This is a genomic window from Flavobacterium tructae, assembly GCF_002217475.1.
Classification (GTDB): domain Bacteria; phylum Bacteroidota; class Bacteroidia; order Flavobacteriales; family Flavobacteriaceae; genus Flavobacterium; species Flavobacterium tructae.
In genome coordinates, this window is record NZ_MUHH01000022.1 from 36,652 (window position 1) to 51,393 (window position 14,742).

The window sequence follows — 14,742 nt, forward strand, 5'->3', positions numbered from 1 at the left end:
AATACCACAACCTAAAAAAACAGATAATACATGCAAAAAACTACTTTAGTTGCTCTTTTTTCTTTTTTTTTCATTCTTTTTGCTCATGCAAATCATAGGACAGAATCAAATATTGCGGATGCGAATTTTGATGTTACCGTTTCGTTAACGGGGGAAGTTTTGGTTGAATACCATGATTATAATGTTTATAAAACATCGCAATGGCAATTTGAATATGGTCCTAAGGGGTTCAAGCCGGGTCAGGGTAAAGTTATAAGTGTTTCAGGTACGGGTATTAACTTTTATCGCTTTACCTTAACAAATCCTCTGATTGGATATGATTTCCGGGTAAGACAGCTCTATCTTTTAGATGATATGTCCGGTTTAGCCTGGACAGACTGGTCACAAATTAAAACAATATTTGCTTCAAGCGATAAAGTCTTTTCTGTAGGTTATACTACAAACTTCAATGATAAAAAAATAACAGATTCAGAATGGAGAGGCCTTATCTATAACAACAGTAGCAGTGCAGCCGGTGTATTTCATACAACCTATAAGAATCACAGCGAAAACAATGCAGCAGGTTCTTCGATGACAATGTCCAGTTACAACTATGACGATAAGAGTCATATTGGTTTGATATCTCCGAGATTTAATGATTTGGCCACAGATCGAAAAATAAAATTCTGGTTAAACGGACTTTATGATTCGGGAACAGAATTGTTAGTGGGAACCATGAGTGATCCTAATGACAAAAACACATTTCATCTTCTGCAGAAAATAGAGCCGAAATCATCGTCAGAATGGAAGCAGGAAACGGTTTACTTTACAAATTATAACGGTACAGACCAATATGTGGTATTCTTCTTTAAAAGGGGGTATTATGGGAGTAACAGTACCGATTTATATATAGACGATTTTAGTTACGAAAAAGCGTCAGACTGTTTCAATCAGACTAATTTCGCAGTAACAAATGTTCAGCAAAATAGCGCTCAGATAAGTTTTGATGCTCCCAATCAAAATAACTTTCAGGTGAGTCTGACTAATACAGTTAAGAAGACTACGGAAATTTTTACGATTCAGAGCACCTCTTTTACTTTAGATAAATTGGTTGGAAATACAGATTATGAAGTAAAGGTACGTGCCAATTGTATTGATGATCTGTTCTCAAACTGGACTAAGACAATAAGTTTCAAAACACCTTGTACCGTAATTACAGGAAGTTACAGCACCTCTTTTGAAGGAACAAAATATGTTGATCCATGCTGGAGTGTTATTGCAGGAAAATGTTTGGTTCAGAGTAGTTTTGAAAATACGGGTTGGTCCGGAAAACCTGCACCCAAAACAGGTACAGCAACGATTGTAATATCGAAATTTGTGGGTGCCCTGAATGTTGACAAAGCTTATCTTGTAACACCTTATATTGCGGACCTTGATGCTGATAAGAGAATAAGATTTAGTCTTTTAGCTTATAGCAGTGACAATGTGTATAACAAAACTTCGCTGACTATTGGAACAATGTCTGATCCTAAAAATGCAGCTACATTTGTGGCTTTAAAAACAATTTTGCCTTCAGAGATGAACGAGACTGAAAACTTAAATAAGTCTTCGCTATGGAAAGAGCATACTGTTTATTTAGATAATTATGTAAAGAGTAATAACCATAATTATATCGCTTTGAGATACAATAATGAGAGCGATTCTTATTTTAGTATCGATGACTTTACCTACGAAAAAGCACCTGTATGTGTAGAACCTCTTGATCCTAAAACCATCAGTTTGGGCTATGATTCTGCCATTGTAAGTTGGGAAAATTATAAACCGGCATCACAATTTCAAATAGAGTATGGGCCAAAAGGATTTGCTCATGGCTCGGGAAAGATCGTTGATGCGGTAACAATTCCGTTTAAGTTAGAGTCTCTTCAGGACGATACGGATTTCGATTTTTATGTTCGTGCTCAATGTGGAAACGAATACAGCGCATGGTCTGACAGAGGTAATTTTAAAACCAAATGTTTGGGACTAACGGCAGGTTATACTGAAAATTTTGAAAATGCCTTTTTTGAAAAAAACGGATGCTGGACCAGAATTGTTCCGTATATCAATCAAAGATACTGGGATAAAAATAATTTTATAAAAGTAAACACACTGAGTCAGGGATCATCGACAGTTCATGGCGGTACTGCTTCTATCTTTATGCTAAATCAATTAGATGCTCCGTATCCGGCAGGTAGCAAAGGAGAGAAAACCGACAGAGTAGTGCTGGTTTCTCCGAGATTTAAAGATTTTGATCATTATAAAAAAATCGCTTTCTGGATGCTTTCGCCAAAAGATAATGAAAACCTTGTGGTAGAAATGATTGTGGGTACAATGTCTGATCCTGAAGACTATATGTCTTTTACATCCTATAAAGTCATCGCTATTCCTGTTGAAAATATTGGAAAATGGATTAGATATGAAGTAGATTTTTCGAACTACTATGGTACAGATAAATTTATTGGAATAAAACAAAGCGTAAAAAACGCGAGAAACAGAAGAATATTTATAGATGATTTTGAATATTTCCAGAACGGATGCCCAATTCCGGGAGTATTAGGAGCGAGACAATCAGGTCCCGAAAGTGTTGCACTGGATTGGAAAGACAATAATACTGTAAAACCATCCCAGGGTTATGATATTGAGTATGGTCCTAAAGGTTTTGTAAACGGTTCAGGAACGATAATTAAAGTCACTGCAAGTCCTTACAATTTGACGGGATTAGCTCGTGGCACTTACGAGTATAGAGTAAGAGCATATTGCGATACCAATATTACCTCAGACTGGAGTGATAGATATACTTTTAAAACTTCTTGTTCCAAAACAGCACCTTTTGTGGAAAATTTTGATGAACATGGTAGGAATTTAGATCAGAGCGCTACTTTTTGCTGGAGCTACAATATTCAGCTTTATGCACAGTTAGCAGAATTCAATCTGACTAATATTACCAGTGCACCTTATGCTTTTTCACTGTACACCAACAAAGACAGTGCAATATTAATTTCTCCTTATCTGGATGATTTTGATAAAAATAAAAAAGTAAAATTTTGGCTTAGAGGTATGCAGACCGGTAGTTATGCAAAGGCAGGAACTTTAATTATAGGAACGATTAAGAATGCTGCGGATCTTAGTACTTTCGAACCTTATATGACCATTACGGAGCAGGAAATTAATAGTTTGCCACTGTACGGAAAAGAAGTCAATATTGACTTTTCTCAGTATCAGGGAGCAAACAAACAGATCGTTTTTAAATATGTGACCGAATCAATTAATGGAGATTACACACGAAATAATGTTTTGATAGACAATTTTCGTTATGATCAGACTTTGCCATGTTATGAACCAATAGACGTGGTTTTTTCTGATATCAATCATAATTCGGCGCTTATAAGCTGGACTTCAAAAAATCAGGCGGCAGAAAATGTTCAGATAGAATACGGACTAACCGGTTTTACTAAAGGTACAGGAACTATTGTAAACGCCAACAAGAATGAGATTCTGATTTCGAAGCTGCAAGCGGGAACTTCGTATGAATTCTATTTCAAAACCACTTGTGCATCCGGTAGTTCGTTAGAAGCAGGACCGCGAAAAATAGAAACGACCTGTGAAGCACTGACTTTACCGTGGAAAGAGAAATTTACCAATCTGAGTCGTTACGGAAAAAATGTACTTCCTGATTGCTTTAAGTTTTTAAGAGGAGAGTTTATTTTAGAGAATAAAGCTCAGAATGATGTTTATTATAATTTTAATCCGGATAATATAAGAACCGGATTTGATGATACGGGTTATTTGTATCTTACCGGTGGATTCTGGACTCAGATCATGACGCCTATGTTTTACTTAAATGCAGGGACTACTTATAAGTTTAACCTGAAAGGTCGAAATAGTTATGAATACCGCGTTCAGGGTGTTGGATTATATGTTGGAAAAGGACAAAACGACTACAACATGTCTCTTAACATTAGTCAAACCGGAAGTGGTAGCCTGACCGAATACAACTATAGAGATGTATCCTATTATTTTACGCCTCTGGTATCGGGTGATTACAGTTTCTTGATGGAATTTGCCAATTCGGGTGGTTCACGATTACTTGTGGATGATTTTGAATTGAAAGAAGGATATACGTCTTCAATTGATGGAAGTGGAAAAACAACAACGTATGATTTTACAAAAATGCCGTCAGAAGAATTGATTTTAGAAGGAGGTTACAATAGCATTGTTTTAGATGCTAACAATAATATACTGGTGATGAAAGGAAACAGTACGCCATCTGTATGGAAGGAGGCTAATGGTACTTCTCCAATAAAGAAAGGAACGGCTGTTGACAATTCTTCGGTATGGGAAAGAAATGAAAGTAGTATTACCAAGATAAATACAAAAGTAAATGCCGCAAATGCAAGCAGCTTATTTATGCATTTTGACCTGAAACAAACCTTTGTTTCTTCAAATACAGAATCAATGTTTAGAGTTGTTGTAAATGGGAATGTAGTGGGAGATATAATAAAACCACAGTCGGCCAATGGAGATGATTATAAAAAATACACCTTTGATCTGACACCGTATATCGGGACAGATATTAAAATATCATTACAGCATATTGGTAAATCTGATGCCGGAGATAATGCTTATCTGGACAATCTGGTGTTCGACAAAACATCATCACTGGGTGTTGACGGAACTCATTTTACCAATTTTAAATATTATCCAAATCCAATAGAAAATGTTTTACATATAGAAAGTAATTCGGTAATTTCGAAAGTAGAAGTTTATACTTTAAGCGGACAGTTGCTTTCTATAAATAATTACTCGGATTCTAAAGTTAGTATTGATTTTAAAAATCATGCTTCAGGGGTATATTTGTTGGTGGTAACTCAGGATGATAAAAAAGAAACGTTTAAAGTAATAAAGAAGTAATGTTCTAAGTTGTACTATCTTTTAGTATTACATTTTAGATTAACAGATTTAATATAATGGCAGCACCCAAAAAACCGGCACCAAAAAAAACAACCGCCAATAAACCAAAACCGGCACCAAAGAAAGGCAATCGTTCTTTTGGCGAAAAAGTAAAGTGGTTTTTCATCAAATTATTTTTATGGTTCTTCGGAATCTCGATTGCGTCTGTCGTGTTTTTTAAATATGTGCCTGTACCTTTTACACCTTTAATGATCATCCGGGCGATCGAAAACAAAATGGCCGATAAAGAAGTCTATTTTGATCATGACTGGGAGCCGATCGATAAAATCTCAATGAATTTGCAAAAAGCGGTTATTGCCAGTGAAGATGGAACTTTTCTAAAACATAATGGTTTCGATTTTAAAGCACTTCAAAAAGCCTATAAAAGCAACGAACGCGGACGTCGTATTCGTGGCGGAAGTACCATCTCGCAGCAAACAGCTAAAAACGTCTTTTTATGGCAGGGGAAAAGTTATTTCCGTAAAGGTTTAGAAGCTTATTTCACTGTTTTAATAGAACTCATTTGGGGTAAAGAACGTATTATGGAGGTTTACCTGAACAGCATCGAAATGGGAGATGGAGTGTACGGAGCTTATGCCGCAACCGAACATTGGTACCGACGCGATGCTTCAAGTTTAACACCTATGCAGGCAGCCGGAATTGCAGCTATTTTGCCAAACCCAAGAAAATTTAAAGCAACAGGATCTTCCAGTTATATCAACCGAAGAAAAGAACGAATTGTTCGTGAAATGCGCTCGGTTGGGAAAATAAATTACAATGCAGAATAAAAAAAGCTTTCTCGGATTTCTGTTATTGACGACGGTCTTCAGTTTTGGACAGGCAAAAACGACAGAAATAGGTTTAATTACAGATAACGATTTATATACTTCATCTAAAAACGATATGTATTATACCAATGGTCTGGAGCTTTTTTATCGTTTTTTATCGAAGAACAATAACGAAAAAATCAGCAAGAAAATCACCGAATTTCGTATTGGGCAGTATATCTATAATCCGAGATTTATAAACAAAGAGGCTGTTACGATTAACGATCGACCTTTCACAGGTTATCTTTTTGCCGAAGCAGGACGAAGTTTTTTCTATAAAAGCGAATCCGTTTTAAAGACCGATTTTCAGTTGGGCTTTATGGGACCCAATGCCCTTGGAAGAGAAACTCAGGAAAGTTTCCATCATCTTATTGGGTACAAAACGGTGTATGGTTGGGAAAACCAGCTGCACAACGCATTCGCTATTCAGGCGCATGTAATGTATTCGAAGAAATTATTTCCCTCAAAGCACAATGATTTTGTCGATCTTCACTTTCAGTCGGAAGCCAATGTAGGGACAATCTTCACAGGTGTTTCAACAGGCTTACTGACCAGAATTGGTTTCAAAAAACTACTCCCGGTTTATGATTCCAATTTACACGATGCCTCGGTAAGCAATACTCGGCAATACAATATCCGTGAGTTTTACTTTTACGCAATGCCAAGTGTCAATTACCAGTTTTACGACGCTACCATAGAAGGCAGTATGTTTAGTAACACCAGTCCGCTAACGTTTGATTTGGAGCCCCTTCGTTTCAATGCCGAGGCCGGATTAAAATACCGACACAATAACTTCAATATGTCGTACTCGTTTATCTATCGGGGCAGAGAATTAAACGATCCGAATACCAATACCAATGCGGGTTACTTTTACGGGTCGATTCGATTTGGGTATTTGTTGAAGTAAGCTCTTGTAATTTTGGTTTTCGGTGATGTAAATATGCCTTCAGGATTTCGTGAATCTTTGTGTGTACATTTTGTGGATCTCTGTGTAATGTCTCGACTAGAATGATGATTTTTATTCTGACAGCTATAAGAAATACGCGATAAAATTGGGGTTAACTATAATCGGGTATAATTTCCGGGTAAATGTCCTTTTGATTCTATTGTATTATCTGTCTTTTTGAAAAAGTTAAATCGGATTAATGACCCTTCAAGTCCCTGACCAAAGTCTACAATATACAGATTGTCAGTTTTAGCTATTTGCTGTGGAATGATTCGGTTGGAGGAAGTCCTAATTTGATTTTTACTGAAAGAATAGGTGTTTCCGCCAGAATTGTACTTGATATCATTTTTAGTAAAAGTAAGGATTGCTCCGGTGGTATTATCTTTCCAGCTTCCTTGTATCCAGGAAGGAGAATAGAAAACACCTTGGGTATCTTCGTCGCTTGACGAACAAGAGGTAATTAAAACTAAGCTCAGGAGTAAAATTAAATTCTTCATTTTTTTGGCGTTTAAAAGTTGTATTCGATAAGTTTAACAAAAACAATTCCGAACTCTCTTCTTTTGATACATTTAACTTTTATTTATAGATCTAGTCTCTGCATTTCATGAAAGTACCAGACTGCAATCTCTTTGATAAAGTATGCAATATTAGGCAAGAGAAATTGTTCTTCGTTAGCAAATTTCTCCTCTCCGCATTTTTATAAGATTAAGGCTTAACTTTTTGGTAATGTCGCAAAACTTCTAATTCTTTACTTTTAACTCAAAATTAAAGTTATGGAAATCAATTGGGTAGTGATTGGAATTGTAGCGGCCGTTGTAATCGTTGTGATCGTATTTACAATCAAAAAAAATCAGAAAGAGAAAAAGAAACTGACGGATTTATTAAATAATGATTTTAAGAAAGCCGAGAAAGAAAGAGTAGACGCTGAAGATTCTGCGAATGAACGCTAAGAGATTTTCTCCTTAAATTAGAAAAACCGTATTCCAATAAAGAAATACGGTTTTTTTGTGGAGAATATCGGATTCGAACCGATCACCTTCCCGATGCATCGGGACGCTCTAGCTTTTTGTTTTGATTCGGGTTTCGATATATTTTCGGCTTTTCATCTTCTTGATTTGTGATTCTCTTTTGCAGGCTTCACTTCTGGTTGGAAAAGTTTCATAATATTTTAGTTCCCAATCTTTGGCAACTTTTGTGTAATTGCTTCTACTGTTTAAATGATCCTGAAGTCGTTTTTCAACATCCTGACAGGAACCGATATAATATTTGTCAAGCGCTTTTGAGTATATGATATAAGTGTAGAACATAATGGTTATAAACAAAAAATACCCAAACGTACGTTTGGGTATTTTTTTATAAAAACTTTAGTGGAGAATATCGGATTCGAACCGATCACCTTCCCGATGCATCGGGACGCTCTAGCTTTTTGTTTTGATTAGGGTTTCGATATATTTTCGGCTTTTCATCTTCTTGATTTGTGATTCTCTTTTGCAGGCTTCACTTCTGGTTGGAAAAGTTTCATAATATTTTAGTTCCCAATCTTTGGCAACTTTTGTGTAATTGCTTCTACTGTTTAAATGATCCTGAAGTCGTTTTTCAACATCCTGACAGGAACCGATATAATATTTGTCAAGCGCTTTTGAGTATATGATATAAGTGTAGAACATAATGGCTATAAACAAAAATACCCAAACGTACGTTTGGGTATTTTTTATAAAAACTTTAGTGGAGAATATCGGATTCGAACCGATCACCTCTACGCTGCCAGCGTAGCGCTCTAGCCAAATGAGCTAATCCCCCGTGTGTTTTGTTTGTTGGACAACATTAGATTTGAACTGTCACCTTCCCGATTTTTCATCGGGATACTCTAGCCAAATGAGCTAATCCCCCAAAGCGATAGCAAATAAAGTCAATTAATTTTCAAAAAGCAAATTTCAAATCACTTCCGATGAAAATATTTTTCAAAAGTGTAACTTTACGATCAAATTTATTTTTATGAGTGCAGAAAAACTTGAAGGTTCTTTAGAGACTACTTACCATAATGCTGTTGCAACAGTTGAATTTGGGCATCCGGCCAGCAATTCTTTTCCAAGACAATTATTAGATCGTTTAACTTCCGAAATTAATACTCTAAGTCAGAATAAAGCCGTTTCGGTTATTGTTTTACAAAGCTTAGGGACGAAAGTTTTTTGTTCAGGTGCTTCTTTTGACGAGTTGTTAGCCGTGAAAAATGAACAACAGGGAGCACACTTTTTCTCCGGTTTTGCTCATTTGCTGAACGCGATGCGAAATTGTTCTAAAATTATTGTGGCTCGTGTTCAGGGAAAAGCAGTTGGTGGCGGCGTCGGAATTATTTCGGCTTGTGATTATGTTTTTGCGACTTCTGAAAGTGCTGTGAAATTGTCGGAACTGGCCATCGGAATTGGTCCGTTTGTGATTGAACCCGCGGTCTCGCGTAAGATTGGAAAAGCTGCGATGGCCGAAATGACCTTGGCAGCACATGCATGGAAATCGGCAACGTGGGCATTAGAAAATAAATTGTTCACAGAGATTCATAATGCTGAAAATTTAGATGTGGCGGTAGCAGATTTTGCTCAACAATTAAGTTTGTATAATCCTGAAGCTTTGTACGAAATGAAGAAAATTATTTGGGAAGGAACCGAACACTGGGAATCTTTACTTGTCGAGCGTGCCTCTATAACGGGAAAATTAGTTTTGTCGGACTTTAGCAGAAATGCTTTAGAGCAGTTTAAGAAATAGCGGAATCCTAAAATTTTTATCTGGTTCCTTTCAGAGATTTTGGATTATGATATTTGTCATTGGATGCAGCGTCAGACAGGCATAAATTTGAAATGTTTTTGAAGTGAAACATAAAAAATAAATCAAGATGAGAATTATTTCGTTGTTGCAGCAAGTTGATGTTGCAGAGAAAATTAAGGCTGCTCCGGACAGCAGTTATCAGATAGGAGTGGTGATCGGATCCTTTATTCCTTTCGTTGTTTTAGTCGGAATTGCATATTGGATGTATAACAGAGCCAAAAAAAGAGACGAGAACGGTTATTAATTTGTAAATTTGCAACCTAAAATTCAAATCGATGAGTAATATCAGAATTACAAAACAATTTAGTTTCGAAACCGGACATGCTTTATACGGTTACGACGGAAAATGCAAGAACGTTCACGGACACAGTTATAAATTATCGGTAACGGTTATTGGTTCGCCAATTACAGACCGATCGAATGTGAAATTCGGGATGGTAATTGATTTTTCGGATCTAAAGAAAATTGTAAAGGAAGAAATCGTCGATCAGTTTGATCATGCGACGGTTTTTAATCAAACAACACCACATATCGAATTGGCAAATGAATTGAAGAATCGCGGTCACCATGTAATTCTGGTAGATTATCAGCCCACAAGTGAAAATATGGTAGTTGATTTTGCAGACAGAATTATAGCACGTTTACCTAAGGAGATTTCACTTTTTTCGCTTAAACTTCAGGAAACCGAATCTTCGTTTGCTGAATGGTACGCTTCAGATAATTAATTTAGTCGAAAGTCGAAAGTCAAGCGATCTCACAATTTAAAACATCTAAGAAGTCCAACAATCTAATAATCTAAATGAAAAAAGTATATTTTGCTTCAGATCAGCACTTCGGAGCACCAACGCCAGAGTTGAGTTTGCCACGTGAAAAGAAATTTGTGGCCTGGCTGGATGAGGTGAAAGAAGATGCAGAAGCTATTTTTTTACTGGGGGATTTGTTTGATTTTTGGTTCGAATATAAAACGGTTGTACCAAAAGGATTTGTTCGTATTTTAGGTAAGCTGGCTGAAATTCGTGATAGTGGTATTCCTGTTTATTTTTTCGTGGGAAATCATGATTTATGGATGGATGATTATTTTGAAACCGAATTAAATATTCCGGTTTATCATGATAACAAGGAGTTTACTTTTAATGAAAAGACCTTTTTAATTGGCCACGGTGACGGGAAAGGACCGGGAGATAAAGGCTATAAACGTATGAAAAAGGTCTTTACTAACCCGTTTTCAAAATGGCTCTTTCGTTGGCTTCACCCCGATGTAGGGGTAAGTCTGGCACAGTATTTATCCGTTAAAAACAAATTGATTTCAGGGGATGAAGATGTGAAATTCCTGGGAGAAGAAAACGAATGGCTGGTTTTATATGCCAAACGTAAACTGGAGACCAAACACTACAATTATTTTATTTTTGGTCATCGCCATTTACCAATGATTCTTCCGGTTGGAGAAGATTCCAATTATGTGAATTTAGGCGACTGGATTGGCTATTTTACTTACGGAGTATTTGACGGAGAAAACTTCGAACTTAAAAAATTCGAGAAATAATCACTTTGTTTTGTTATAAACGAATGATCTTGAGCGTTTTTTTAGTTTAAGCCAACTCCGTAAACGTATTCATCCAGTTCGATTCTGAATAAAGAACCTTCAACTAAGTCTTTAATTGATTTTAATTCTTTGATAGAAACCGCCAAATCTATTGCAGCGCAAGGAGTTTTGAGCAGGAATTTATGACAGGAGTTTTTTAGTTCGCAAGCTTCACAACAAGCATTTTCAATCATACTGTCCTCAATTAAATCACAAAAATAATTCAGTTCCTGAACCGTGAAATAAAATCCGGTTTCTTTAAAAACCAATTGTACTTTGTCGGTGATGGTTTCGTTTTCCTTTTTCCAGTAAAAGGCAATTCCAAAATTATTATGATATAATTGTTCTATTTCTCTCATTACAGATTCTTTTATTTCAACAAATATAGATATTATTTATATTTGTTCTAAATAAAAAAGTCTTAAAAAAATGTTTTTTTTAAACGTATAAGTTATATAAGCTAATTTGGTTTTCTTTCTAAGTCAAAAAACATATAATGTTTATGAGGTCTAAACCTCTTTTACTGAAATTTTGGAATTTGAAAAATTAGAATTTGAATGTTTTACTCCATATTATGATGATCGTCCATGTCTTTTTGAAGATCCAGATTTCTAAAAGTAGGAGAGATCAGTCCAAAGCCTAAAACAGTTAGAAGTGTGACACTACCTCCAAAAATTACTGAAGTAACAGTTCCCATTAATTTGGCGGTTGCTCCACTCTCAAAGGCTCCCAGCTCGTTAGAAGATCCAACAAAAATAGAGTTTACTGCACCCACGCGTCCACGCATATGATCCGGAGTTTTAAGCTGTAAAATCGTTTGACGGATTACGACCGAAATTCCATCGGCAAGTCCGCTTAAAAATAAAGCAAAAACAGAAAGCCAGAAATAGGTAGAAAAGCCAAATAAGATGATCGATAATCCGAAAACGAATATGGCAATCAAAAGTTTTTTTCCTGCGTTTTTATAGAGAGGTACGTAAGCCGAAACCAGCATTGTTATAAAAGAACCCACGGCAGGAGCGGCTCTTAAAATGCCAAATCCTTCTGAACCGACTTTAAGAATATCCTGAGCAAAAATAGGCAATAAAGCTACGGCACCTCCAAAAAGGACTGCAATCATATCCAGTGATAAAGCTCCTAATACAATTTGGTTTCTAAATACAAACGTTAAACCTTCGGTAAGACTGTCTTTTATTGATTCTCCAATCTTTGGGTTTATAATAGGTTTTTTGCTGATTTGTGATAAGGCAATTAAGGAAAGTACAGAGAATCCGAAAACAAGACACATTGACCAGTGAACCCCAATCCAATTGATTGAAAAACCTGCTACGGCAGGGCCTAGTACAGCACCAATTTGCCAAACTGTACTACTCCAGGTTGCGGCATTGGGATATGCTTTTTTAGGAATTATCAAGGATAAAAGAGAAAAAATAGTCGGCCCAAGGAAAGCTCTGACTAATCCGCCCAAAAAGACTAAGATATAAATGGAGTATAAAATTACATTTGAAGATAGACCCCCAACAACTCTTGGCCAGGTTACCAGAAATAATCCGAAACTGATTACCGAAAAGCCCAGAATACATTTTACCAATAATCCTTTCTTTTCTCTTTGATCGACAATGTGTCCGGCAAATAGTGCCATTGAAACAGCCGGAATAACTTCCATTAAACCAATAATTCCAAGTGATAGCGGATTTTTAGTGATGCTGTAAACTTCCCACTCAATTACGATAAACTGCATTGCCCAGGCAAAAACCATTGCAAAACGCAATATTAAAAATACGTTGAATTCTCTGTAACGTAAGGCCTGATACGGATCAGGTTTGGTTGAATTATTTTTTTCCATTTGTTCTGATATCTTTAAGCATAAGTTGGTTCGAAACGGTTCCGTTCCATTCATTTTCAGCCAGAGAATAAGCCAGCTGAAATGAATTTTGATTTTTTGCGAGGTCTAATTTTTTTCCAAGACCAAAGCCTATTGCGGCAATTCCATCTGAATTATTTTGCTTTACAAAAAGCCTCAAATGTTCCTCTTCAGCACCTAAAGTTTTGGCATATCCCGTATCTTTTATATCCGAAGTCATAAAAACCGGTGTCATGTTCTGAGGGCCAAAGGGTTCGAATTGTTTTAGGATGCGTATTAGTTTTGGAGTGATGTCGCTGAAATTTATTTCAGCGTCAATTTCTATTTCCGGAGTTCGCATTTCCGGAAGTATGGTTGCAGAAACTTGTGTTTCAAAGGCTTCTTTAAAGGTTTTATAATTTTCGGCTTTCAGAGTCATTCCTGCGGCGTACATGTGCCCTCCAAATTGTTCCAGATGTTCAGAGCAGGCATCAAGCGCATTATAAACGTCAAATCCTTTTACGGATCTTGCTGATGCGGCATATTTGTCTCCGCTTTTGGTAAAAACCAAAGTAGGGCGATAGTAAGTCTCGATTAATCTGGAAGCCACAATTCCGATGACACCTTTGTGCCAGTCTTCCTGAAAAACAACCGTCGAAAATCGATCTTGTTCGTTGTTTGCTGCAATTTGCTGAAAAGCTTGTTTTGTAATTTTTTTGTCCAGATCTTTTCGGTCTGCATTGTATTGCTCAATTTCTGAAGCAAACTGCTGTGCTTGTTCAAAATTAAACTCAGTGAGTAGTTCCACAGCATGATTGCCATGTTTGATTCTTCCCGCTGCATTTATTCGCGGAGAGATGATAAAAACAACATCGGTTATGTCTAATGTTTTCTTTTTTACCTGATGTACCAAAGCCTTGATTCCGGGTCTTGGGTCAGAATTGATAACCTGTAGGCCATAAAAAGCCAGAATTCTGTTTTCACCCGTTATAGGTACGATATCTGCAGCAATTGCCGTGGCAACTAAATCAAGATAGGGAACGAGATCGTGAATGGTTTCGTTTCTGTTTGTTCCTAAAGCCTGAATTAGTTTAAAACCAACACCACAGCCGCACAGCTCATCATAAGGATAAGAGCAGTCGTCTCTTTTTGGGTCTAAAATGGCGACAGCATCCGGAAGAGAATCCCCGGGTCTGTGGTGATCGCAGATGATAAAATCAATGTTCCTTTCTTTTGCGTAAGCGATATGATCAATCGATTTTATGCCACAGTCGAGAGCAATAATTAATGAAAATCCGTTATCATCGGCAAAGTCAATTCCCTTAAAAGAAATTCCGTAACCTTCATCGTAACGATCCGGAATGTAAGTCGCAATATTGGGATAATGTGATTTCAAATAGGAAGAAACCAAAGAAACGGCCGTTGTTCCGTCGACATCATAATCACCAAAAACCAAAATGTTTTCCTGATTTTTAATCGCCAGTTCTATTCTTGAAACCGCTTTATCCATGTCTTTCATCAAAAATGGATCGTGAAGCTGTTCTAATTGAGGGCGAAAGAAATCCTTTGCCTGATCAAAAGTCTCTATGCCACGCTGAATCAAAAGTGTTGCGACAAAATCTTCTACATTTAAAGCTTGTGCTAAATGCTTGATTTTTTCTTCAGAAGGTTTTGGTTTTATGGTCCAACGCATGGTTGATTTTAGATTTTAAATTGTTGATTTTAGATTGCTGATTTCTGAAATCAAAAATCGTTA

General features: G+C 36.6%; 14 protein-coding genes and 1 tRNA gene. 8 read left to right on the forward strand and 7 right to left on the reverse strand.

All coding sequences use genetic code 11. The features are described 5' to 3' along the window. Positions 1 to 30: 30 nt before the first annotated feature. The 3 genes from B0A80_RS10030 to B0A80_RS10040 are packed head-to-tail and all read left to right on the forward strand — an operon-like array spanning position 31 to position 6,702. Complete coding sequence (locus B0A80_RS10030) at positions 31 to 4,929, forward strand: fibronectin type III domain-containing protein (RefSeq protein ID WP_089077206.1); 4,899 nt, start codon at positions 31 to 33, stop codon at positions 4,927 to 4,929. A gap of 56 nt (positions 4,930 to 4,985) precedes the next feature. Continuing rightward, a complete protein-coding gene (mtgA, locus tag B0A80_RS10035) occupies positions 4,986 to 5,756 on the forward strand; it encodes a monofunctional biosynthetic peptidoglycan transglycosylase (protein WP_089077207.1) in 771 nt (256 codons plus the stop codon). Then, complete coding sequence (locus tag B0A80_RS10040; protein WP_089077208.1) at positions 5,746 to 6,702, forward strand: lipid A deacylase LpxR family protein; 957 nt, start codon at positions 5,746 to 5,748, stop codon at positions 6,700 to 6,702. Before mtgA ends, B0A80_RS10040 begins: the two co-directional genes overlap by 11 nt. Positions 6,703 to 6,857: 155 nt before the next feature. Here B0A80_RS10040 and B0A80_RS10045 read toward each other — a convergent pair whose 3' ends face one another. Next, positions 6,858 to 7,238 (reverse strand): hypothetical protein, encoded by a 381-nt coding sequence (locus B0A80_RS10045; protein ID WP_070906478.1) that lies wholly within the window; start codon positions 7,236 to 7,238, stop codon positions 6,858 to 6,860. A 276-nt stretch (positions 7,239 to 7,514) separates the two neighbouring features. Between B0A80_RS10045 and B0A80_RS20780 the strand changes: the two genes are divergently transcribed. Next, a complete protein-coding gene (locus B0A80_RS20780; protein WP_017496262.1) occupies positions 7,515 to 7,691 on the forward strand; it encodes a hypothetical protein in 177 nt (58 codons plus the stop codon). A gap of 108 nt (positions 7,692 to 7,799) precedes the next feature. Here the strand turns inward: B0A80_RS20780 and B0A80_RS10050 are convergent, their stop codons facing one another. The 3 genes from B0A80_RS10050 to B0A80_RS10060 form a co-directional block, all read right to left on the reverse strand. Next, complete coding sequence (locus tag B0A80_RS10050) at positions 7,800 to 8,048, reverse strand: GIY-YIG nuclease family protein (RefSeq protein WP_089077209.1); 249 nt, start codon at positions 8,046 to 8,048, stop codon at positions 7,800 to 7,802. A 111-nt stretch (positions 8,049 to 8,159) separates the two neighbouring features. Beyond that, positions 8,160 to 8,408, reverse strand: coding sequence for a GIY-YIG nuclease family protein (locus B0A80_RS10055; RefSeq protein ID WP_089077210.1), 249 nt, complete (start codon positions 8,406 to 8,408; stop codon positions 8,160 to 8,162). A gap of 59 nt (positions 8,409 to 8,467) precedes the next feature. Next, a tRNA-Ala gene (locus B0A80_RS10060) sits at positions 8,468 to 8,541 on the reverse strand. Between the two features lie 195 nt (positions 8,542 to 8,736). On the opposite strand from B0A80_RS10060, the gene B0A80_RS10065 reads away from it, so the two are divergent. The 4 genes from B0A80_RS10065 (at position 8,737) to B0A80_RS10075 (ending at position 11,104) form a co-directional block, all read left to right on the forward strand. Continuing rightward, positions 8,737 to 9,501 (forward strand): enoyl-CoA hydratase/isomerase family protein, encoded by a 765-nt coding sequence (locus B0A80_RS10065; RefSeq protein WP_089077211.1) that lies wholly within the window; start codon positions 8,737 to 8,739, stop codon positions 9,499 to 9,501. Between the two features lie 127 nt (positions 9,502 to 9,628). Further along, positions 9,629 to 9,805, forward strand: coding sequence for a hypothetical protein (locus B0A80_RS20785; protein ID WP_165607908.1), 177 nt, complete (start codon positions 9,629 to 9,631; stop codon positions 9,803 to 9,805). Positions 9,806 to 9,836: 31 nt separating this feature from the next. Further along, positions 9,837 to 10,286, forward strand: a complete 450-nt coding sequence (locus tag B0A80_RS10070; protein ID WP_017496258.1) for a 6-pyruvoyl trahydropterin synthase family protein — start codon at positions 9,837 to 9,839, stop codon at positions 10,284 to 10,286. Positions 10,287 to 10,360: 74 nt separating this feature from the next. Beyond that, entirely contained in the window at positions 10,361 to 11,104 is a 744-nt protein-coding gene (locus B0A80_RS10075; protein ID WP_089077212.1) for a UDP-2,3-diacylglucosamine diphosphatase, read from the forward strand. A gap of 41 nt (positions 11,105 to 11,145) precedes the next feature. Here the strand turns inward: B0A80_RS10075 and B0A80_RS10080 are convergent, their stop codons facing one another. From B0A80_RS10080 to recJ, 3 genes are all read right to left on the reverse strand, one after another. Continuing rightward, entirely contained in the window at positions 11,146 to 11,502 is a 357-nt protein-coding gene (locus B0A80_RS10080) for a hypothetical protein (RefSeq protein ID WP_017496256.1), read from the reverse strand. Positions 11,503 to 11,705: 203 nt separating this feature from the next. Further along, a complete protein-coding gene (locus B0A80_RS10085; protein ID WP_017496255.1) occupies positions 11,706 to 12,989 on the reverse strand; it encodes an MFS transporter in 1,284 nt (427 codons plus the stop codon). Beyond that, the gene (recJ, locus tag B0A80_RS10090) at positions 12,976 to 14,679 is read right to left on the reverse strand and encodes a single-stranded-DNA-specific exonuclease RecJ (protein WP_089077213.1); all 1,704 of its coding nucleotides are present in this window, start codon (positions 14,677 to 14,679) and stop codon (positions 12,976 to 12,978) included. The genes B0A80_RS10085 and recJ overlap by 14 nt, the downstream gene beginning before the upstream one ends. Between the last annotated feature and the right edge of the window lie 63 nt (positions 14,680 to 14,742).